This window comes from Cupriavidus alkaliphilus (assembly GCF_900094595.1).
Taxonomy (GTDB): domain Bacteria; phylum Pseudomonadota; class Gammaproteobacteria; order Burkholderiales; family Burkholderiaceae; genus Cupriavidus; species Cupriavidus alkaliphilus.
The window spans coordinates 725933-747599 of the sequence record NZ_FMAD01000001.1 but is presented as its reverse complement, the minus strand read 5'-3'; the positions used below and the strand labels follow the sequence as shown (position 1 = coordinate 747599).

Genomic DNA, 21667 nt, shown 5'->3' with positions numbered 1-21667 from the left:
GCTGGGCCGCGCATATCATCGAGCAGCGCATCGACAACAAGATCATCCGCCCCAGCGCCAACTACACCGGGCCGGAGAACCTGAAGTTCGTGCCGCTCAAGCATCGCAAGTAAAACGGCGCAAGTGAAGCCGGCCCAACAGCGGCGCCGATTATGTAACCAAAGCCCAGAGCACTACGCCGCCCCGGCCAAATCGTAGAGAATAGCGGCGGCAATGATCCCAGCGCCGCCCGCCTGCCGGCGGCACATGACCATAACTCGATTTCAGTATCCGAAAGGCACTCACAAAATGAAACATCTTGTCCTTGCCGCCTGCATCGGCGCCTTCAGCCTGACCACCGCCACCGCCGTGATGGCGCAGGAGCCGGCCAAGAAGACCACCACCAAGAAAAAATCGTCGACCAAGAAGAAGGCCGCCGCAGGCGCGGCCGCCGCGGCCGGCACCGCTGCCGCGGTGGCCCCGAGCGGCGAGAAGTGGCAGTGCGAGCTGGGCAACAGCCTGTATATCGCCGGCGACATGCTGCGCGACGAGGTCCTGACCGTGCACTGGCAGGGCCGCGACTACAAGCTGCCGCGCCAGGCCACCGTGACCGGCGCCGACCGCTACTATGACGCCCGCACCGGCCTGGACCTGGTGGTGATCCCGAGCAAGGCCATGCTGTTCAACAAGAACCTGGGCCAGCGCCTGGCCGACGACTGCCAGAGCGCCGCCATGCAGGCCGGTGCCGCGGCCCCGACCCAGGCCGGCGGCCTGCGCGCGCCGGCGACCTCGCCGCTGCTGGTCACGCCCCCGGGCGGCCCGACCCAGGTCCCGGGCGGTCCGCTGCTGCAGACCGAAGGCGGTCAGCAGCCCGCCGCGCCCAAGCAGTAAGTCCTTGACGGGGGCGCTGGCGGCCGCATACGTGGCCGCCAGCGCCCTTTTTGCCTTGCCGGGGCGGCTCTTCCCGGCCGGGCAGGCGGTCGCGCCGGAGGTGGTTTGACCGGCGGGTTGCCGCGCCGGGTGGCGGCGACGCCGCGCGGCGGTTAGAGTATGCAGTTGCAGTGCGCTGCCGGCCTCGGACCGCGGTCATCACTGCGGCAGCGCATCGGGGTCCCGAGTCAGGTCCGAGCCAAATGCATCGCATCATCCTTCGATCGGAGTACGGCAATGCCCCACAACCTCAAGAACACGCTAAAAGAATTCAGCATCGGCTCTTCCGGCAAGGGCCAGTATTACTCCCTGCCCCAGCTGGGCGAGGCACTGGACCTGGACATCGGCCGCCTGCCGGTGTCGATCCGCGTGGTGCTGGAATCGGTGCTGCGCAACTGCGACGGCAAGAAGGTCACCGAGGAACACGTCCGCCAGCTGGCCAACTGGAAGCCCAACGCCGAGCGCGTCGACGAGATCCCCTTCGTGGTGGCGCGCGTGGTCTTGCAGGACTTCACCGGCGTGCCGCTGCTGGCCGACCTGGCGGCGATGCGCAACGTCGCCGAGAAGATGGGCAAGAACCCCAAGCAGATCGAGCCGCTGGTGCCGGTCGACCTGGTGGTCGACCACTCGGTGCAGATCGACCACTTCCGCGAAAAGAAGGCGCTGGACCTGAACATGCAGCTGGAGTTCCAGCGCAACAACGAGCGCTACCAGTTCATGAAGTGGGGCATGCAGGCCTTCGACACCTTCGGCGTGGTGCAGCCGGGCTTCGGCATCGTGCACCAGGTCAACCTGGAATACCTGGCGCGCGGCGTGCACCGGAAGGACGGCGTCTACTACCCTGACACGCTGGTCGGCACCGATTCGCACACCACCATGATCAACGGCATCGGCGTGGTCGGCTGGGGCGTCGGCGGCATCGAGGCCGAGGCCGGCATGCTGGGCCAGCCGGTGTACTTCCTGACGCCGGACGTGGTCGGCGTGGAACTCAAGGGCCGGCTGCGCGAAGGCGTGACCGCCACCGACCTGGTGCTGACCATCACCGAGATGCTGCGCAAGGAGAAGGTGGTGGGCAAGTTCGTCGAGTTCTTCGGCGAAGGCACCGCCAGCCTGGCCCTGCCCGACCGCGCCACCATCGGCAACATGGCCCCCGAATACGGCGCCACCATGGGCTTCTTCCCGGTGGACGAGAAGACCATCGAATACTTCCGCGGCACCGGCCGCACCGACGAGGAAATCGCCGCGTTCGAGGGCTATTTCCGCGCGCAGGACATGTTCGGCATCCCCGGGGCCGGCGAGATCGACTACAGCAAGGTGGTGACGCTGGACCTGGGCACGGTGGCGCCGTCGCTGGCGGGGCCGAAGCGCCCGCAGGACCGCATCGAGATCGGCAACGTCAAGAGCACCTTTGCCTCGCTGTTCAGCAAGCCGGTGGCCGAGAACGGCTTCAACAAGGACGCCGCCGAACTGGGCCGCAGCTACAGCACCGCCGACGGCATCGAAGTGCGCAACGGCGACGTGCTGATCGCCGCCATCACCTCGTGCACCAACACCTCCAATCCCAGCGTGCTGCTGGGCGCCGGCCTGCTGGCCAAGAAGGCGGTGGAAGCCGGCCTGAGCGTGGCGCCGCACATCAAGACCTCGCTGGCGCCTGGCAGCCGCGTGGTCACCGAATACCTGAAGGCCGCGGGCCTGCTGCCGTACCTGGAACAGCTGGGCTTCGGCGTGACCGCCTACGGCTGCACCACCTGCATCGGCAATGCCGGCGACCTGTCGCCGGAACTGAACGAGGCCATCACCAGCAACGACCTGGTCGCGGCCGCGGTGCTGTCGGGCAACCGCAATTTCGAGGCCCGCATCCACCCCAACATCCGCGCCAACTTCCTGGCCTCGCCGCCGCTGGTGGTGGCCTATGCCATCGCCGGCAACGTCACGCGCGACCTGATGACCGAGCCGGTCGGCAAGGGCAAGGACGGCCGCGACATCTGGCTGGGCGACATCTGGCCAAGCTCGGAAGAGATCCACGCGCTGATGAAGTACGCGATGGACGCCAAGACCTTCAAGGGCAACTACGAGCAGGTCAAGAAGCCGAGCAAGCTGTGGGGCGCGATCCAGGGCACCAAGGGCCAAGTCTACGACTGGCCCCGCTCGACCTATATCGCCGAGCCGCCGTTCTTCCAGGATTTCAGCATGGAGCCGTCGGCGGCCTCGGCCAGCGTGCGCGGCGCGCGCGCGCTGGGCATCTTCGGCGATTCGGTGACCACCGACCACATCTCGCCGGCGGGCTCGATCAAGGACACCTCGCCGGCGGGCAAGTACCTACTGTCGCACGGCGTGCTCAAGGCCGACTTCAACAGCTACGGCTCGCGCCGCGGCAACCATGAGGTGATGATGCGCGGCACCTTCGCCAACGTGCGCATCAAGAACCTGATGATCCCGCCGACGGCCGACGGCGCGCGCGTGGAAGGCGGCATCACCATCCACCAGCCCACCGGCGAGCAGATGTCGATCTATGACGCGGCGATGAAGTATGTCGCCGAGGGCACGCCCACGGTGGTGTTCGGCGGCGAAGAGTACGGTACCGGCTCGTCGCGCGACTGGGCCGCCAAGGGCACGCAGCTGCTGGGCGTGAAGGCGGTGATTGCGCGCAGCTTCGAGCGCATCCACCGCTCCAACCTGGTCGGCATGGGCGTGCTGCCGCTGCAATTCAAGGGCGCCGACAGCGCCCAGACGCTCGGCATCACCGGCAACGAGACCTTCGACATCGAAGGCATCGAGGGCGATCTGAAGCCGCAGCAGGACGTGGTGCTGGTGATCAAGCGCGCCAACGGCGACGTGCAGCGCGTGCCGGTGCTGCTGCGCATCGATACGCCGATCGAGGTCGATTACTACAACCACGGCGGCATCCTGCCGTTCGTGCTGCGCCAGCTGCTGGCTGCCTGAGCGCCATCCGCGCCATGGACGCCGCCTGTCCTGTCCCTTCGGGGGCGTGGCCAGGCGGCGTTTTTCATTGGCGCTTGCGACCCGGGCATCACCTGAAGCGCCAACCGGCGCGTGTAAGTTCCACGCAAGCCACGGCTGCCAAACTGTGTCGCACAAGAACGCGGTCGAATGACCGGAAGCCGGACCCCGGCATCACCCAGAACCAGGAGACACCATGGTCAAGATCCTCATCGCATTCATCGTGGTCGCCGGCGCGGCCCTCTACCTGCTGACCAAGGGCGGCAGCGACGTTTCCATTTCCGGCGAGTCGCACAGCGTCGAAAGCCACGCGCCCGCGGCCCCCGCAGCGTCCGCTCCGGCCGAGAAATAAGCGCGGCGGGGCGTAGCGTCCACATCGACCGCACGCATATAGCGGTCTCCCTGTCAACGCAACGAGTAGAATACCGTTTTACGCAAAAAACGGACGGTTTCTTTCTATGGCAGGTTTTCGCCCCAAGGCTTCCCCGCGACTCTCTCCCGACGCCGAGCGTCTGGTGGCCGATGCGCTCGCCCTCGACGCATCGGGCAGCCGCATGGAGGACGGATACTGGGAGCGGCGGCTTTCGCAGCGCCTTGGCCGCCTGCTGAAGAACGGTAGCCAGACCGCGCTCGACGCGGCGCTGGAGCACCTGTTCAAGCACAATGCCGACGCGTCAGATGTGCTCGCCGAGCAGGCCGAGACGCTGGCCGAATCCGCCTCGATCGAGGTCGACGGCCAGCACTATGACGCGCTGCTGATCGCCGCCCCGATCCTCGCGCACACCCGCTACGCCATCCCGTCCGGCGCGCTCAAGCCGGAACTGGCGCAGACGCTGGCCGTGCACCTGCAGGCACACGTGCTCGCCAACGGCACCAAGGTCGCGCTGTCGCCCTACCTGTACAGCATCGACCAGCTGCCGCGCACGCACAGCGACACCTTCGCGCTGACGCACAAGCTGGCCGCGGCCGCGCTGGCCGGCGCGGTGCCCAAGGTCGACCTGCGCGACCTGCCCGAGACCGCGCCGATCCTGGCCGACCCGCGCTACCTGCTGGCCGTGGTGGTGGCTCCGCGCGAACAGGCGCTGTTCCGCTGGCAGGAAGACGCCAAGGACCATCACGCCGAGCGCTCGACCTGCCTGGAACAATGGCGCAGCCAGGTGCAGCCGTCGGTGGCGCTGCTGCTGCCGGGCTGCGAGTTCGAGCTGCTGCTGCCGGACGCGTTCTTCCTGTCCTGCCGCGAGTCCGACAAGAGCATCCGCCCGCTGACCGTGCGCGCCGCCGTCAACTACCTGTGCGGCACGCTGGACATCTCCGCGGGCCAGCTGGCCGCGGTGGTGGCCGCCTTCGGCGAGGAAGTGGTCGAGGAATACCGCGTCGGCTTCACCATGCGCGGCGAGAAGGATGTGATCTACGGCATCGTCTGGCCGGTCTACGGCCGCGAAGCCGGCGAGGTCGATGCCGACGAAAAAGGCAATCCGCTCGAGCAGATCTGCGAGGAGCTGCGCAATGCCGGCGTCGAGGACATCTTCCGCCATGCCGCGCTGTTCGATCCGGAATACTGCGAAGACTGCGGCACGCCGCTGTACGCCGACCGCAATGGCGAGATCGTGCATGCCGAACTGCCGGAAGACGCGCCCACGCAGCAGCCGCTGTTCCACTGACGCGCACTGACGCGCCAGACAGCGAAACGGCCCGCGCTGCGGGCCGTTTCTCATTGGGCGTTCAGCCGGGCTGCCGCTCGCTGACGCAGCGCCACAAGCCATGGCCGGAGGCCGCGTACTTGCGCTCGAACGGCGTCAGCGGCTGCGCCGGCGCCCAGGCCTCGACCCGCGCCGGCCGTCCCACCAGTTCCAGCGCTTGCGCGAACTCGTCGATATAGATGCGCCAGTTGCTGCGGCACTCGAGGTAGTCGCCACACGCCGCCAGCGCCGGAAACACCGCGTGCCCTTGCCAGCGCCGCCCCAGATGGCCGATCTTCGGCCACGGGTTCGGGTACAGCACGTAGTGGCGCGCCACCGGCACCGCATCCGCCTGCAGCAGCCGCCAGACATCGACCAGGTCGGCGCGCGCCCAGCAGAAATTGGCCGGCATCGGCGCGTCGCCCCACCAGTCCTTGCCGGCGGCCAGGCGCTTTTCGGACTGGTCGACGCCGATGACGAAATGGTCGGGGAACTGCGTGGCCAGGCGCAGCGTGCTTTCGCCGACGCCGCAGCCGGCATCGAGGATCAGCGGCGCGCCGCCGGCCTGCTGCCAGCGCTGCAGCGCCGCGCCCAGCTCGCGCCGGCTGGGCTCGCCGATGGGCTTGCGGAACGGCTCGGCCAGGTGGCGCGCGACGCGCGCGGCCAGGTGTTCATGGACATCGGACTGCGCCGAGACGATGGTGCGGGAATTGGCGAACATGGATGCCATTTTACCGGGCAGCCCCGGCGGCAAGGCTGCAACCATGCCACTTTAGCGGCACAATGCGGGACAAACCCGCCTGAGAACCCGTCCGCGACCGCGCGGACCGTACGAGGAGCCTGCCCGATGCCAACCCTCCACGCCCTGCCGCCACAACATCCACCGCGCCGAGCGGTGCTCCGTGCCGCCGCGGCGCTAGTCTTCGGCAGCGCCGCTTTCGCCTTGCTGCCGGCCGGCGCCGCGCATGCCGAAGACCTGCGCATCGGCCTGGCCGCCGACGTCACGTCGATGGATCCGCACTGGAACAACGCCGGCCCCAACAACGCCATCGCCCTGCATGTGTTCGAGTCGCTGGTGTTCATGGACAAGAACGCCCGCTACATCCCCGGCCTGGCGCTGTCGTGGAAACCGGTCAACGCCATCACCTGGGAAATCAAGCTGCGTCCCAACGTGAAGTGGCACGACGGCTCGCCCTTTACCAGCGAAGACGTCAAGGCCTCGCTGGAGCGCCCGGAGAAGCTGGTCAACAGTCCGGGCTCGTTCACCAGCTACACCAAGCCGATCGCCCGCATCGACACGCCCGACCCGCTCACCGTGCGCCTGACCATGAGCGTGCCCAACTACGCCAACCTGGCCAACGACCTGAACAGCGTTCCGATCATGCCGAAGAAGATCGCCGCCACGCTGACCCAGACCGATTTCGATTCAGGCAAGGCCATGATCGGCACCGGCCCGTTCAAGTTCGTGCGCTTTGCACGCGGCCAGGAAATCGTGATGGCGCGCAATCCCGACTACTGGGGTCCCAAGCCCGAGTGGGACCGCGCGGTGTTCCGCATCATCACCGACAACGGCGCGCGCAGCGCCGCGCTGCTGGCGGGCGATGTCGACGTGATCGAAAGCGTGCCATCGGCCGACGTCGCCAAGCTCAAGCAGAACCCGAAATTCAAGATCGAGCAGCAGGTCTCGTGGCGCACCGTGTTCTGGCAGATGGACCAGTCGCGCGACAACCCGCCCTTTGTCACCGACAAGGCCGGCAAGCCGCTGGGCAAGAATCCTTTCAAGGATGCGCGCGTGCGTGCGGCGGTCAGCAAGGCGCTGAACCGCGACGCTATCGTCAGCCGCATCATGGAAGGCCTGGCAGTGCCGGCATCGTCGATCGTGTCGCCGCAGATCTTCGGCCATCCCGGCACCAAACCCGAGGCCTATGACCCGGAAGGCGCGAAGAAGCTCCTGGCCGCGGCCGGCTACCCCGACGGTTTCGGCCTGACGCTGCACGCCACCAACAACCGCTACCTGAACGACGCGGCGGTGGCGCAGGCCACCGCCAGCATGCTGACCCGCATCGGCATCCAGACCAAGGTGGAAACCATGCCGGTGGCCGCCTACTTCACGCGCGCGCGCCAGGGCGAGTTTGCGTTCCAGATGCTGGGCTGGGGCTCGGCCGCCGCCGACGTGGCGCTGCGCTCGATCACCGGCACGCCCAACCCGAAGACCGGCTACGGCACCTGGAACTGGGGCAAGTACAGCAACCCGCAGCTGGACCAGCTGATCGAGAAGTCGCTGACCACGGTCAGCAGCGACAAGGCGCGCGAGGAAAATGCCCGCGCCGCGGCAAAATTCGCGCTGGCCGACCACGCCATCATTCCGTCGCACAGCCAGCTGGCGATGTGGGCGATGAAGAAGGGACTGAAGTACGAGGCGCGGACGGACGAGTGGTCGCTGGCGCAGTTCTTCCACAAGGAGTGAGGGCGTCCGCGCGCCGAGGGTTTTCTCCTCTCTCCCGCTTGCGGGAGAGAGGCGCTTAAATCCTCAGCCGCTCTTCCTGCCGCGCATTCGCCGCGCGCAGCTTCTTCACCCAGTCCCGCGCCGGCAGCCCGGTGGTGTCCTCGACCACGTCGGCGCGCGCTTCCAGCACCGCCCACGACACATCGATTTCCGGCCCGTTGAAGGCCAGCGCGATGATGTTGCCGTCATGCACTTCCGGGAACACCAGCACGCGGTTGTCGAAGGCATCGCAGATGCGCTCGATGTTCTTCGGAAAACTGTCGTGGTCGCCGAACAGGTTGATCGTCATCACGCCGGGGGCCTTCAGCGTGCGGCGGCAGGCGCGGTAGAACGCGGTGGTGTCCAGCACCGGGCCGCGCGCGGTGGCGTCGTACAGGTCGACCTGCAGCACGTCGACGGCGCCGGCGTGGGTGCCGTCCATCACGTAGTCCCAGGCATCCTGCTCGCGCACGGTCAGGCGCGCGTCGTCCTCGCGCAGGCCGAACATGCTGCGCCCGGCGATGATCACGGCGGGATTCAGCTCGACCGCGGTCACGCGCGCGCGGCTGAACTGGCGATGGCAGAACTTGGTCAGCGCGGCGGCGCCCAGGCCCAGCTGGACCACATGGAATTCATCGACCGACGGCGACAGGAACAGCAGCCAGGCCATCATCTGCTGCGCGTATTCCAGCTCGATCGCGTCCGGCTTGCGCAGCCTCATCGCGCCCTGCACCCACTCGGTGCCGAAGTGCAGGTAGCGCACCCCTTCCATTTCCGAGAACGTCACCGGCGCGAAGCGCGGCGTCATGCGTTTTTCTTCGCGGACAGGGGCCTCGCCCCGGGTGCGGGTGCCGCGTGCCGGACGGCGCGAGGCCACGGCTTCAATCGATTTGCGTTTCAGTAGGGTCATGTCGTCGAGAAAGGCGTTCGTTCCCCGCCAGCCGGCGATGGGAAGCAACGCGGATTTACTTGCCCAGCGCCGCCTGCGCGCGCTGCAGCCAGGCGCGGTTGTGGTCGCGCGCATGGCGCGGCCAGTGGCGGGCGTCGTGGATGATTTCGGCATAGAGCTGCTGCGCGCGCTCGCGGTCGGCCGGGTCGGGCTGGGTCGCCAGCCAGTCGGCGAACAGGCAGCGCGGCGCGGCATCGCTGGCGCTGGTCAGCGCCTGCTCGAAGGCGGCGCGCGTGCCGGCCGCGCCAGTGGCGGCCAGGGCTTGCGCGTACAGCAGGGCCGGCTCCGGCTGCTGGCGCGCGTGCGGCTGGGCCGCGAACAGTTTCTCCAGCGTCGCCAGCGCGCCGGGCGCGTCGCTGGTGGCGAACTGCGCCTGCGCCAGGCCCTGCAGCAGCGCGGGATCGGTCGCGAACGGGCCGTTGGCCGCCGCCTGGTAGTGCTGCAGCGCCTCGGCCGGCTCGCCGGCGGCCAGCAGCGCCGCGCCCAGGCGCATGCGATGCGCCACCGTCGGGGCCCGATCGAAATCCGAGCGGGCCTCGCGCACGGCGCGGTTGGGATCGACCAGCTGCGTGATGGCGCGCGTTGCCGCGCGCGCCCCGCGCGACTGGCGCAGCTCGGGCAGGTAGATCGCAAAGAAATAGACCACGCTGCCGAGGCCCGGGAACAGGAACAGGATCAGCAGCCAGTACATGTTCTGGTGCGTGCGCACCGCGTGCACGGCAAAGAACAGTGCGACGATGATATGGATGCTGATGCCGAAGATACGCATAGGAAGATCACCTTTGAGACCATGGCGGGCGCGCCAGCCGCCGGCATTGTGACAGAAAGGCGCCGCGGGGGGCCGGGGCGCAGGCGCAGCACAGGGCTGCGAACAGGCCCTCAGGATGCCAGAAGCGCCTGGCGGCAGCAAAAAAGCGGCCCCGGCAGCGCCGGTGTCGCAACCGGTGCCGGCCGGGGCCTGCTGGTTGACGCGCGTTGCCGGGCTAGCGATAGACCAGCACCGGAATCTTGCTGTGCGTCAGCACCTTCAGCGTCTCGCTGCCGATCAGCATGCCCTGGATGCCACGCCGCCCGTGCGATGCCATCACGATCAGGTCGCAGCCCTTCTCCTCGGCGGTCTTGATGATGGCTTCGTAGGGATGGTCGTTGACGGCGTAGGCGGTGTCGCAGGGCACGCCCGCCGCGCTGGCTTCCTCGGCGCGTTCGCGCAGGTACTGCGTGGCGCCCGCCGCCGCTTCCTTGACGTAGGTTTCGCGCGTGTCCTCCAGCATCTCGACCTGGTAGGTCAGCACGTGGTAGTTCGGACAGACGCGCACCGCGGTGGTACGCGCCCCCATGTCCCGCGCCAGCGCGAGCGCCTTGCGGAACGCCGATTCAGACAGGTCGGAACCATCGACCGCCAGCAGCAGATGCTTGAACATGATTGCCTCCTTGCCTGCAAACTTGCCGGCTCAGGCAACTCACTTCCGATGCATTCGCGCCATGCGTCAGAAAGTGCGAGCCCGCAAGGCGCACAAGGAGCGGCCGATACTCCCGGTCTGGAATCATGGGCCGGCCCGATTCCAGTATAGGTGCGCGATGGCCCACGACAATCCGGAACGCGTCACTTCCGGGCAGGCCGATTCCATACGCTCAATGCCGGCGGCAAGCCCCTCAGTCGAGCAGGCTGCGCCATAACGCCAGCTTCTGCTCGAAGCTGCGCGCGGCATGCGCCGGGCTGGACGATGGCAGCACCACGGTCTCGTAGCCGTGCGCGGCAAACTGCGGCGCAAAGCGGCCGGAGGTGCCGCCATTGAAGCCGACGCGCCGCAGCGACGGCGCCAGCGCGCGCAGGCGCGTGAAATCGTTGGCCTGCGGATAGCGGATATTGCTGTCCAGGCTGCCTTCGCGCTGGCACGCGCCCAGCACATCCCACACGCCGATGCGATGTGCCAGCAGCCGCACCAGCCGTTCGGCATAGGGCAGCTGCGGCAGCGGCTCGCCGGTCAGCGCGCCCAGCAGCGGCCAGAACTGGTTGCGGGGATGAGCGTAATACTGGCGCGCGGCGAGCGACGCGGCACCGGGAAAGCTGCCCAGCACCAGCACTCGGGTGTGGGTGTCGATGACGGGGGGCAGGCCCTGGTGGAGATCGGTCGTGGGGGGCGTAGGGGTGGACATGGCAAACGGGGCGATGCAGACACCGCGAGTAGTGCCTGCCCTCTCCCGCAAGCGGGAGAGGGCAGCAAAAACCAGCGCCGTGCTGGCCCGAATCGCGAGCTTCAGGCCAGCAGCTTGTTCACGCGCTGCACGTAGGCCGCGGGGTCTTCCAGCATGCCGCCCTCGGCCAGCAGCGCCTGGTCGAACAGCACCTGCAGGCGGTCGCTGAAGGCCTCGCCCTCCGGCAGGTCGCGCAGCTTCCTGACCAGCGCGTGCTCCGGGTTCAGTTCCAGGATCGGCTGGGCATCGGGCGCCTTCTGGCCGGCCTGCTTGAGCAGGCGCTGCAGGTAGCCGCTCATGTCGCCTTCGTCCGAGACCAGGCACGATGCCGACTCGGTCAGGCGCAGCGTCACGCGCACGTCCTTGGCCTTGCCGGCGAGCACGGTCTTGGCGCGCTCGACCACGTCCTTCCAGTCGGCCTCGGCCTTTTCCTGCTCGGCCTTCTCGGCCTCGTCGGCCAGCTTGCCCAGGTCGAGGTCGCCGCGCGCCACCGACACCAGCTCCTTGCCATCGAACTCGCGCAGGAACGACAGCATCCACTCATCGACACGGTCGGTCAGCAGCAGCACTTCGATGCCCTTCTTGCGGAACACTTCCAGGTGCGGGCTGTTCCTGGCGGCGGACCAGGTGTCGGCCGTCACGTAGTAGATCTTGTCCTGCCCTTCCTTCATGCGGCCGACATAGGCGGCCAGCGACACGTTCTGCTCGGCGGTGTCGTTATGGGTCGAGGCGAAGCGCAGCAGCTTTGCCACGCGTTCCTGGTTGGCCTGGTCTTCCCCGGCGCCTTCCTTCAGCGCCTGGCCGAACTGCTGCCAGAAGGTGTCGTACTTGGCGCGTTCGGCTTCGTCCTCGGCGTCGGCCAGCGCTTCCAGCATCGACAGCACGCGCTTGGTGCAGCCCTCGCGGATCGCCTTGACGTCGCGGCTTTCCTGCAGCAGTTCGCGCGACACGTTCAGCGGCAGGTCGGCGGAGTCGACCACGCCCTTGACCCAGCGCAGGTAGCCCGGCAGCAGCTGCTCGGCGTCGTCCATGATGAAGACGCGCTTCACGTACAGCTTGAGCCCGGCCTTGTGGTTGCGGTCCCACAGGTCGAACGGCGCGCGCGCCGGGATGTACAGCAGCTGGGTGTATTCGCTGCGGCCCTCGACCCGGTTGTGGGTCCACGCCAGCGGCGCCTCGTTGTCGTGCGCGATGTGCTGGTAGAAGGCGGTGTACTGCTCGTCGGTGATGTCGGACTTGTTGCGGGTCCACAGCGCGCTGGCCTGGTTCACGCTCTCCCACTCGTCGGTGCGCTTGTAGGTGCTGGCCTCCGCGTCCCACACTTCCTTGGGCATGCGGATCGGCAGCGAGATGTGGTCCGAGTACTTCTGGATGATGCTCTTCAGGCGCCAGGCCGACAGGAAATCGTCCTCGCCCTCGCGCAGGTGCAGCGTGATGGTGGTGCCGCGCTCGGGGCGCGCAATGGCATCGATGGTGAACTCACCGTCGCCGGTGCTTTCCCAGCGCACCGCGTCTTCGGCGCCCAGGCCGGCGCGGCGCGTTTCCACGGTGACCTTGTCGGCGACGATAAAGGCCGAGTAGAAACCCACGCCGAACTGGCCGATCAGCGCGGCGTCCTTCTGCTGGTCGCCGGACAGCTGCTGGAAGAATTCCTTCGTGCCAGAGCGCGCGATGGTGCCGAGATTGCGGATGGCCTCGTCGCGGCTCATGCCGATGCCGTTGTCGGTGATCTTCAGCGTGCGCGCCTGGGCGTCGGCCTCGATGCGGATGGCCAGGTCGGCGTCGTTTTCCAGCAGGGAGGGATTCGCGATCGCCTCGAAGCGCAGCTTGTCGGTGGCGTCCGAAGCATTCGAGACCAGCTCGCGCAGGAAAATTTCCTTGTTGCTGTACAGCGAGTGGATCATCAGGTGCAGCAGCTGCTTCACTTCCGCCTGGAAGCTCATCGTCTCGTGCGGTGCGGTCATGGTTCTCCTCTTGAAAACAGGCGAGTCTGGATGGGTTGGGTGGCCGCCGGGGCCGTGCCGGCAAAAATAGGGACGCCCGGGCCATTTTCAAGACCCGGGGCGCGCCGGTTGCCGCGGCTACAGCCGTTCGAGCTGCCGCGCCAGGAAGCGCAGCATGTCGGGGTCGCCACTGCTGGCGACGTTGAAGCGCATCCAGCCGGATGGCATCTGCGACGGCGAAAACAAGCTGCCCGGGGCGAACAGATAGCCTTCTTCATGGCCGGCGGTGGTGATCGCGTTGGAATCGCGGCCGGTGTCGGCCCACAGGTACATGCCGGCGTGCTGGCCGGGAAACAGGCGCAGGCCCAGCCGTTCCAGCTCGCGCCGGGTGTCGTCGCGGGCACGGTCCAGCCGGGTGCGCACGCGCTCGACATGCTTGCGGTAATGCCCTTCGGTCAGCACCTTGTACAGCACCCGCTCGTTGATCTCGGGCGTGGCCAGGCCCGCCAGCAGCTTGCTGTCGGTCAGCGCCGCGGCCGTCTCCGGGTGCGCGGCGACAAAGCCGACGCGCAGGTTGGCCGCCAGCGTCTTGGAGAAGCTGCCCAGGTAGATTACCCGGCGCAGCTGGTCCAGGCTGGCCAGCCTGGTGGCGGCATGGCCGGGCGGGCACAGGTCGCAGTAGATGTCGTCCTCGACGATCAGGAAGTCGTACTGCTCGGCCATGCGCAGCAGCTGGAAGGCCTTGGCGGCCGACAGCGAGGTGCCGGTCGGGTTGTGCAGCACCGAGTTGATCACGAACAGCCTGGGGCGGCGCGCCTGCACGATGCGCTCCAGCGCCTCCAGGTCCGGCCCTTCGCCGGTGTAGGGCACGCCGATCACCTGCGCGCCCTGCGCGGCAAAGCGGCCGAACATCACGAACCACGCCGGGTCGCCCACCAGCACCGCGTCGCCGGGTTGCAGGTAAAGCCGCGCGATCAGGTCGAGCGCCTGGGTGATGCCCGAGGTCAGCACGATCTGCTCGGCGCCGGCGCGGATTTCCAGCTCTTCCAGCCGGGTGCGCAGCTGCTGGCGCAGCGGCAGGAAGCCCTGCGGCGTGCCGCTGGCCAGGAAATGGTTGCCGGGCTGGCGGCCAAGCCCGCGCAGCGCGCTGGCGATCAGCTCGCCGTCGAGCCAGTCGTTGGGCAGGAAGCCCAGCCCCGGCGCCTTGTGCGCTTCGGCGGTATGGAACATGCTGCGCAGCAGCCAGGTCACGTCGATCTTGCGCGCCGCCGGCGCGTCGCGCGAGACCGGCGCCGCCGGCGCGGCCGGGGCCCGCTCGCGCACGTAGAAGCCCGAGCCGCGGCGCGATTCCAGGTAGCCCAGCGCCACCAGCCGCTCGTAGGCCTCGACCACGGTGAAGCGCGAGATGCCCTTCTCCTGCGCCAGCTGCCGGATCGACGGCATGCGCATGCCGGCGCGGAACACGCGCTCGTCGATGCGCATGCGCGCCCATTCGGTCAGCTGCTCGACCAGCGTCATCTGCGCCGACGGGATCGGGTCGGGCAGCCGCGCCGTGGACGGCAGCACCAGTTGCAGCGCGCGCGCCGGCGCGGTGCCGGCTGCGGCTGGCGCGCCACCTCGGCTATCCTTCTGGCTGGCCGCGGCGGCGCTGTTTCCGCCGGCGCCGTCCTTGCTGGTATGGGCATCCATGTGCTGCTCCTGCAACTGTACTGAAGACGATCCGCTCAACTGTACCGGTACTGTACCGAGTACCTTGTCTACCATCAAGCCAAGATGAAGCTAGCCCTCGATCACCTCGTCGTTGCCGCCGCAGACCTCGACGCCGGCACGGACTACGTTGCCGGCGTGCTGGGCATTGCGCCCCGGGGCGGCGGCGCGCATGCGGCCATGGGCACGCACAACCGCGTGCTGGGCCTGTTCGGCGGCATCTACCTGGAAGTGATCGCGATCGATCCGGCCGCCGCCGCGCCGGCACGGCCGCGCTGGTTCGGCCTGGACAGCGATGCAGTACAGCAGCGCCTGCGCGACGGCCCGTTCCTGCTGCACTGGGCCGCGCGCGTGGAACGGCCCGCCGACCTGAGCCGCTGGCAGGCCCAGTATCCCGACCGCATCGCCCCCGTCATCCCCATGAGCCGCGGCAGCCTGCACTGGCGCATCACCGTCCCGGCCGACGGCAGCCTGCCGGCCTGGCCCGGCGAAGCCGGCAGCGCCGGCGACGGCGCGCTGCCCAGCCTGATCCAGTGGGACGTGACCCCCGCCCCCGGCGCCAGCCTGCCGCGGCAGGACCTGGCGCTGCGCCGGCTGTGCGCACGCCATCCGCGCGCCGAGCTGCTGCGCCAGGGGCTGGCCTGGCTGGGTGCCGACCACCTGCTCGCGGTGGAGCAGGACGACGGCCCGCCCGGCCTGATGGCCGAGATCGAAACGGCGCAGGGCATCCGCACCCTGCGCTAGCCATCCCCACATAAGCCCCCAGGAGCCCCCGATGTCCGCCACCCGCAAGCGTTTCGACGAAGAACCGTACCTCGACCACTGCACCGCCACCGTAGTGGCCGCCAGCGCCGAAGGGATCGAGCTCGACGAGACCGTGTGCTACGCGCGCAGCGGCGGCCAGGCGGGCGACACCGCCACGCTGGCGCTGGCCGACGGGCGCACCGTGGCCATCGTCGACACGCTCTACGCCGACGACCGCCGCCGCATCCTGCATGTGCCGGCGGCCGGGGCGCCGCTGCCGCGCGTCGGCGAGCGCGTCACCGTGGCGATCGACTGGGAGCGCCGCCACCGGCTGATGCGCCTGCACACCTGCCTGCACCTGCTGGGCTCGCTGATCCCGGTGCCGGTGACCGGCTGCGGCATCTCGCCGGATGCCGCGCGCATCGACTTCGACCTGCCCGAATCCACGCTCGACAAGGCCGACCTGACCGAGCGCCTGAACGCGCTGATCCGCGCCAACACCGCGGTGCGCACCACCCTGATCACGCCGCAGGAACTGGCCGCGCAACCCGACCTGGTGCGCACCATCGGCGCCGCGCCGCCGGCGGGCACGGCCAGCATCCGCATCATCGAGATCCCCGGCGTCGACCGCCAGCCGTGCGGCGGCACGCACGTGGCCAACACCGGCGAGATCGGCGCGGTGGTGGTGACCAGGATCGAAAAGAAAAGCCGCACCAACCGGCGCGTGGCGGTGGCGTTCGCATGACCGCTTCCGCACTGCTCACCGGCCTGAGCGCGGCGCAGTTCGCGGCGCTGCTGACGCTGCTGACGGTCGGCCTGTTCACCCCGGGACCCAACACCACCATCGCCGCGGTGACCGGGGCCAACTTCGGCCTGCGCGCGACGCTGCCGCACTGCGTCGGCGTCGCCTTCGGCTTTGCCAGCATCCTGGCGCTGTGCGCGCTGGGCGTGGGCGCGCTGGTGCTGGGCCAGCCCGCGCTGGCCGCCGCGGTGCACGCGGCCGGCGTCGCCTACCTGCTGTGGCTGGCGTGGAAAATCGCGCGCAGCACGGCGCTGGCCGAAAAGCAGGTGCTGCGCCCGCTCAGCGTGTGGCAGTCGGCGGCGCTGCAGTACGCCAATATCAAGGCGTGGATGCTGGCGCTGGCGGTGGCGGCGTCATACATGGCGGGCGCGTCGTCGCCGGTGCAGCGCGTGCTGCTGGTGTGCGGCGTGTTCGGCGTGCTGGGCTTCGTCAGCAACGGCGTCTATGGCGCGGTGGGCGCGTCGCTGCGGCAGTGGCTGCAGCACGGCGAGCGCGTGCGCTGGTTCAACCGCGCCATGGGCGCGGCGCTGGCGCTGACGGCGCTGTGGATTGCGCTCGGGGCCCGTCCCGGCGTGCCCGCGGCTGCCTGACCACGCCATCGACACCCCTGACAACACAGAGGCCAACCATGCCCGCCAGCCGCCCCGCTCCGCAAACCCCCTTGTCATCGACGACACCTCCGGCTGCCGCCGTGCCGGCCTCCGGCGGCATGCTGCTGGGCCTGACCGGCGTGGCTATCTTCAGCCAGACGCTGCCGTTCACGCGCATGGCGGTGGCCGAACTGGACCCGATCTTCGTCGCGCTGGCGCGGGCCGTGCTGGCCGCGCTGCTGGCGCTGGCGCTGCTGGCCTGGCGCGGCGCGCTGCGCGCGGGCCGGCGCCCGCGCGGCGGGCAATGGGCGCGGCTGGCCGTGACCGCGCTGGGCGTGGTGGCGGGCTTTCCGCTGTTTTCTTCGCTGGCCATGCGCGAGGTGCCGGCCAGCCACGGCGCCATCGTGATCGGCCTGCTGCCGCTGGCGACCGCGGTGTTCGCCGCGTGGTTCGGGCGCGAGCGGCCGTCGCCGGCGTTCTGGCTGTCGGCGGTAGCCGGCAGCGCGCTGGTGGTCGGCTTTGCCGTATGGCAGGGCGCCGGCGGCCTGCAGCACGCCGACTGGTTCCTGTTCGGCGCGGTGCTGCTGGGCGCGCTCGGCTATGCCGAGGGCGGCAAGCTGTCGCGCGAGCTGGGCGGGCTGGAAACCATCAGCTGGGCGCTGGTGGTATCGCTGCCGGTGCTGGTGCCGGTGGTGGCCTGGCTGACGCTGCGCGACCTGCCGGCGATTGCCGCGGCGTCGCCGCGGGCCTGGGGCGGCATGGCCTATGTTTCGGTGTTCTCGATGTTCGTGGGCTTTCTTTTCTGGTACGCCGGCCTGGCAAAAGGCGGCGTGGCCCGCGTCGGCCAGATACAATTGCTGCAGCCGTTCCTGACGCTGGCGGGCGGCGCGCTGATCCTGTCCGAGCCGCTCGACGCTGCCACCATCGCCTTCGCGGTGGCGGTGATTGCCGTCGTGGCCCTGGGCCGCCGCGCCGCCGTGCAGCAATCCGCACCTGCCCCGGAACCCTCACCGATCCTTCCCGGACGCATTCACTGACTGGAGCCTACATGTCCCAAACCTCGGTCTACGATACCCTTGCCCGCCTCGGCATCGAACTGCCGGCCGTCAGCACCCCCGCCGCCGCCTATGTGATGGCCGCGCAGACCGGCAATACCGTGTTCCTGTCCGGCCATATCGCGCGCAAGGACGGCAAGGTATGGACCGGCAAGCTGGGCCAGGACATCGACACCGAAACCGGCAAGGCCGCCGCCCGCGCCGTCGCCATCGACCTGCTGGCGACGCTGCATGCGCATGTCGGCGACCTGAACCGCGTCACCCGCATCGTCAAGGTGATGAGCCTGGTCAATTCGACCACCGACTTCACCGAGCAGCACCTGGTCACCAACGGCGCCTCCGAGCTGCTGGCCGAAGTCTTCGGCGACAAGGGCAAGCACGCGCGCAGCGCGTTCGGCGTGGCGCAGGTGCCGCTGGGTTCCTGCGTCGAGATCGAGCTGATCGCCGAAGTGCAGGGCTGAAGACTGCATGCGGATCGACAACCTGCCCTTCGGCACCACCGACTGGGCGGCGATCGCGCCGACGCGCCATCCCGGCGAGCACGGCGAGGCCACCTGGCGCACGCGCCAGTTCGGCGACATCCGCGTGCGCATGGTCGAATATTCGCCCGGCTACCTGGCCGACCACTGGTGCAGCAAGGGCCATATCCTGTTCGTGCTGGAAGGCGAGCTGCATACCGAGCTGGAAGACGGCCGGCAGTTCGTGCTCGGCGCGGGCACCAGCTACCAGGTCGCCGACCAGGCGGAAGCGCACCGTTCGTCTTCGCCCAAGGGTGCCAGACTGTTTATCGTTGACTGAGCGGCCGGCCGTTGCCATGGCCGCTCTCCCCAGTATTACCGCAGACCACTAGAGACACATCATGAAATGGGCCATTTCCCGCCGGGCGCAGCAACTCACCAGCTCGGCCATCCGCGAAATCCTGAAGGTGACCGAGCGTCCGGAAGTCATTTCGTTCGCCGGCGGCCTGCCGTCGCCGGCCTCGTTCCCGGTAGCGGCGATGGAAGCCGCGACGGCCCGCGTCTTCGCCGACAACCCGCAGGCGGCCCTGCAATACGCCGCGACCGAAGGCTACCTGCCGCTGCGCGAGTTCGTCGCCAAGCGCCATGACGTGGCGGTCGAGCGCGTGCTGATCACCACCGGCTCGCAGCAGGCGCTGGACCTGATCGCCAAGGTGATGATCGACCCGGGCAGCAAGGTGATGGTGGAAACCCCCAGCTACCTCGGCGCGCTGCAGGCGTTCTCGCTGTTCGAGCCGGAATTCGTCTCGATCCCCAGCGACGACAAGGGCCTGCTGCCCGAGGCGCTGACGCCCGAGCTGACCGCCGGCGCGCGCTTCCTGTACGCCCTGCCCAACTTCCAGAACCCGACCGGGCGCCGCCTGCCGCTCGAGCGCCGCCAGGCGCTGGTGGCGCGCGCGCAGCAACTGGGCGTGCTGCTGGTCGAGGACGACCCGTACGGCGCGCTCAGCTACACCGGCGACCAGCTGCCGAGCCTGCTGTCGATGAACCCCGACGGCGTGATCTACATGGGCTCGTTCTCGAAGATCCTGGCCCCCGGCATGCGCCTGGGCTACGTGATCGCCCCGCCCGAGCTGCATTTCAAGCTGTGCCAGGCCAAGCAGGCCTCGGACCTGCACACGCCCACCTTCACCCAGCGCGTGGCCTACGAGACCGTGCGCGACGGCCTGCTCGACACCCACATCCCGACCATCCGCGAGCTCTACGGCAAGCAGTGCCAGACCATGCTGGATGCGCTGAAGCGCCACATGCCCGAGGGCGTCAGCTGGAATGCGCCCGAAGGCGGCATGTTCATCTGGATGGAACTGCCCGAGGGCCTGGACAGCATGGTGATCCTGGAAGAAGCGGTGAAGCGCAACGTCGCCTACGTGCCGGGCGCGCCGTTCTACGCCAACAACCCGAAGCGCAACGCGCTGCGCCTGGCCTTTGTCACGGTGCCGGCGGAGCGCATCGAGCAAGGCGTGGCGATCCTCGGCGAGCTGTTCCGCGAAGCCATTGCCGCGGCGCGGCAGCCGCGCGCGGCCTGACGCCACGGCAAGGGGCGCACTTCACTTGGGAGACGACATGTTGCGTATCTGGGGCCGGCTTTCCTCCATCAACGTGCAGAAGGTGGTCTGGTGCGCGCGCGAGCTGCACCTGGACCACGAGCGCGTCGATATCGGCGTGACCAAGGGCGACCTCGACACCGAGGCCTACGTGCGCCTGAACCCTAACCGCCAGATCCCCGTGATCGAGGATTTCCGCGGCACGGATGTCGGCGGCGAGCCCTTCGTGCTGTGGGAATCCAACGCGATCGTGCGCTACCTGTGCGCGCGCTACGGCGAGGGCACGCTGTGGCCCGAGGACGTAAAGGCGCGCGCCTCGGCCGACCGCTGGATGGACTGGCAGACCACCGCCTTCAGCCCGGCGATGGTGACGGCGTTCCTGAACCTGGTGCGCAAGCCCGAGGCCGAGCGCGATGCGGCCGCCATCGAGGCCTCGTGCGAGCGCACCGAGCCGCTCGCCGCGCTGCTGGACCAGGCGCTGGCCGGGCGCGAATTCATCGGCGGCGACCGTTTCACCATGGCCGACATCTCGCTGGCCTGCGCCGCGCACCGCTGGATGGGACTGCCGCGCCGGCACCAGCCGCGCCCCGAGCTCGAGCGCTGGCTCAACGCCATGCGCGCCCGCCCCGCCGCGGGCGGCATCCTGGAACTGCCGCTGCGCTGAGCCGCGGCAGTTTTTTCACCCGCCCTGCTACTTCGGCGCGCGCGAGCCCGACGCCGCCGTGAAGATTCCCAGCCCGATAAAGGCCGCGCCGGTCAGGTAGCGGCCCATTGCGCGCGCGCGGCCGGCGCGGCGCAGCGCCGGCATGACCGCGGCGGCGGCCATCACGTAGCAGGCGTCGGTGGTCGCGGCGATCAGCACGAAGGCAACGCCCAGCGCCAGGCTCTGCGCCAGCGCCGAACCCTCCGGGTTCATGAACTGCGGCAGGAAGGCCGCGAAGAAGATCGCGGTCTTGGGGTTGAGCAGCGCCACCACGAAGCCATCGCGCACCACCTGGCGCAGGCTGCGCGGCGACACTTCCGGGGCGCCGCCGGCGGCGCTGGTGCCCGCGCCACGCAGCGCGCGCAGGCCCAGCCAGATCAGGTAGGCCGCGCCGGCGTACTTGACCACCGTGAACGCCAGCGCCGAGACCGAGAACAGCACCGCCAGCCCCAGCGAGGCGCCGATGGCATTGCCCAGGTTGCCCAGCGCCACCGCGCCGATCGAGGCCAGCCCGGCCTGCCGGCCCTGCGCCAGCGTGCGCGTGACGATATAGACCACGGCCGGGCCCGGCGTGATCGCCAGCGCCAGGCTGGCCACCACGAAGGCGGTCAGCAACGGCCACGGCGGAAGGAATTCAGTCATGGGAAACCTCGCCTGGAAGAGTGATGGCGCCCGCGGTGTGCCGGCGCGCTGCCCGCCAGTATGGCGCCATGGCCGCGCCCGCGCCAGCCGGCCGGAATCGTCGCCAGGGCCGGTCATGCCGGCGCGCGGCTGGCTTGCATACTTTTGCAACGGGCGCCGTTTAGAGTACTCTGGCCGGGTGTGCCGCAAGGGCCCCATGTGCACCGCCATGCTCTCCGGACAAACCCTGATCCCTGAATG

Annotated in this window: 21 protein-coding genes; 13 read left to right on the top strand and 8 right to left on the bottom strand. The window is 69.0% G+C overall.

All coding sequences use genetic code 11. The features are described 5' to 3' along the window. Positions 1–288: 288 nt before the first annotated feature. The 4 genes from GA0116996_RS03520 to GA0116996_RS03510 all read left to right on the top strand — a co-directional run bounded on the left by GA0116996_RS03520 (position 289) and on the right by GA0116996_RS03510 (position 5531). Entirely contained in the window at positions 289–870 is a 582-nt protein-coding gene (locus tag GA0116996_RS03520) for a hypothetical protein (RefSeq protein ID WP_092307315.1), read from the top strand. A gap of 276 nt (positions 871–1146) precedes the next feature. After that, positions 1147–3852 carry an aconitate hydratase AcnA gene (gene acnA / locus GA0116996_RS03515; protein ID WP_092307313.1) on the top strand — a complete coding sequence of 902 codons (2706 nt, stop codon included), beginning with the start codon at positions 1147–1149 and terminating at the stop codon, positions 3850–3852. A 214-nt stretch (positions 3853–4066) separates the two neighbouring features. Further along, positions 4067–4222, top strand: a complete 156-nt coding sequence (locus tag GA0116996_RS28205) for a hypothetical protein (RefSeq protein ID WP_165835099.1) — start codon at positions 4067–4069, stop codon at positions 4220–4222. A gap of 106 nt (positions 4223–4328) precedes the next feature. Continuing rightward, the gene (locus GA0116996_RS03510; RefSeq protein WP_062800995.1) at positions 4329–5531 is read left to right on the top strand and encodes a DUF2863 family protein; all 1203 of its coding nucleotides are present in this window, start codon (positions 4329–4331) and stop codon (positions 5529–5531) included. A 61-nt stretch (positions 5532–5592) separates the two neighbouring features. Here GA0116996_RS03510 and trmB read toward each other — a convergent pair whose 3' ends face one another. Then, positions 5593–6279, bottom strand: coding sequence for a tRNA (guanine(46)-N(7))-methyltransferase TrmB (trmB, locus tag GA0116996_RS03505; RefSeq protein ID WP_092307311.1), 687 nt, complete (start codon positions 6277–6279; stop codon positions 5593–5595). A 117-nt stretch (positions 6280–6396) separates the two neighbouring features. Between trmB and GA0116996_RS03500 the strand changes: the two genes are divergently transcribed. Then, a complete protein-coding gene (locus tag GA0116996_RS03500) occupies positions 6397–8016 on the top strand; it encodes an ABC transporter substrate-binding protein (RefSeq protein ID WP_092307309.1) in 1620 nt (539 codons plus the stop codon). A gap of 55 nt (positions 8017–8071) precedes the next feature. On the opposite strand, the gene GA0116996_RS03495 is transcribed toward GA0116996_RS03500, so the two are convergent. The 6 genes from GA0116996_RS03495 to GA0116996_RS03470 form a co-directional block, all read right to left on the bottom strand. After that, positions 8072–8944, bottom strand: coding sequence for a class I SAM-dependent methyltransferase (locus GA0116996_RS03495; protein ID WP_092307307.1), 873 nt, complete (start codon positions 8942–8944; stop codon positions 8072–8074). 55 nt (positions 8945–8999) lie between these two features. Further along, positions 9000–9752 carry a hypothetical protein gene (locus GA0116996_RS03490; protein WP_092307305.1) on the bottom strand — a complete coding sequence of 251 codons (753 nt, stop codon included), beginning with the start codon at positions 9750–9752 and terminating at the stop codon, positions 9000–9002. A 214-nt stretch (positions 9753–9966) separates the two neighbouring features. After that, entirely contained in the window at positions 9967–10404 is a 438-nt protein-coding gene (locus tag GA0116996_RS03485; protein WP_092307303.1) for a universal stress protein, read from the bottom strand. A 232-nt stretch (positions 10405–10636) separates the two neighbouring features. Further along, entirely contained in the window at positions 10637–11140 is a 504-nt protein-coding gene (locus tag GA0116996_RS03480) for a DNA-deoxyinosine glycosylase (RefSeq protein WP_092307301.1), read from the bottom strand. Between the two features lie 101 nt (positions 11141–11241). Further along, the gene (gene htpG / locus GA0116996_RS03475; protein ID WP_092307299.1) at positions 11242–13143 is read right to left on the bottom strand and encodes a molecular chaperone HtpG; all 1902 of its coding nucleotides are present in this window, start codon (positions 13141–13143) and stop codon (positions 11242–11244) included. 117 nt (positions 13144–13260) lie between these two features. Then, positions 13261–14811, bottom strand: coding sequence for an aminotransferase-like domain-containing protein (locus GA0116996_RS03470; protein ID WP_092307298.1), 1551 nt, complete (start codon positions 14809–14811; stop codon positions 13261–13263). An 84-nt stretch (positions 14812–14895) separates the two neighbouring features. On the opposite strand from GA0116996_RS03470, the gene GA0116996_RS03465 reads away from it, so the two are divergent. The 8 genes from GA0116996_RS03465 to GA0116996_RS03430 all read left to right on the top strand — a co-directional run bounded on the left by GA0116996_RS03465 (position 14896) and on the right by GA0116996_RS03430 (position 20746). Then, on the top strand, positions 14896–15573 hold the full coding sequence (locus GA0116996_RS03465) for a VOC family protein (RefSeq protein ID WP_092307296.1): 678 nt from the start codon (positions 14896–14898) through the stop codon (positions 15571–15573). 31 nt (positions 15574–15604) lie between these two features. Beyond that, the gene (locus tag GA0116996_RS03460; RefSeq protein ID WP_092307295.1) at positions 15605–16318 is read left to right on the top strand and encodes an alanyl-tRNA editing protein; all 714 of its coding nucleotides are present in this window, start codon (positions 15605–15607) and stop codon (positions 16316–16318) included. Next, positions 16315–16965, top strand: coding sequence for a LysE family translocator (locus GA0116996_RS03455; protein WP_092307293.1), 651 nt, complete (start codon positions 16315–16317; stop codon positions 16963–16965). Before GA0116996_RS03460 ends, GA0116996_RS03455 begins: the two co-directional genes overlap by 4 nt. Positions 16966–17003: 38 nt before the next feature. Continuing rightward, on the top strand, positions 17004–18002 hold the full coding sequence (locus GA0116996_RS03450; protein ID WP_183298592.1) for a DMT family transporter: 999 nt from the start codon (positions 17004–17006) through the stop codon (positions 18000–18002). Between the two features lie 11 nt (positions 18003–18013). Then, the gene (locus tag GA0116996_RS03445) at positions 18014–18481 is read left to right on the top strand and encodes a RidA family protein (protein WP_092307290.1); all 468 of its coding nucleotides are present in this window, start codon (positions 18014–18016) and stop codon (positions 18479–18481) included. Positions 18482–18488: 7 nt separating this feature from the next. Continuing rightward, positions 18489–18818 (top strand): DHCW motif cupin fold protein, encoded by a 330-nt coding sequence (locus tag GA0116996_RS03440; protein ID WP_092307288.1) that lies wholly within the window; start codon positions 18489–18491, stop codon positions 18816–18818. A gap of 61 nt (positions 18819–18879) precedes the next feature. Beyond that, positions 18880–20064, top strand: a complete 1185-nt coding sequence (locus tag GA0116996_RS03435) for an aminotransferase-like domain-containing protein (RefSeq protein WP_092307286.1) — start codon at positions 18880–18882, stop codon at positions 20062–20064. A 37-nt stretch (positions 20065–20101) separates the two neighbouring features. Beyond that, positions 20102–20746, top strand: a complete 645-nt coding sequence (locus GA0116996_RS03430) for a glutathione S-transferase family protein (RefSeq protein ID WP_092307284.1) — start codon at positions 20102–20104, stop codon at positions 20744–20746. 27 nt (positions 20747–20773) lie between these two features. Here the strand turns inward: GA0116996_RS03430 and GA0116996_RS03425 are convergent, their stop codons facing one another. Further along, positions 20774–21427: a LysE family translocator gene (locus GA0116996_RS03425; RefSeq protein ID WP_092307282.1), complete on the bottom strand. Its 654-nt coding sequence runs from the start codon at positions 21425–21427 to the stop codon at positions 20774–20776. Between the last annotated feature and the right edge of the window lie 240 nt (positions 21428–21667).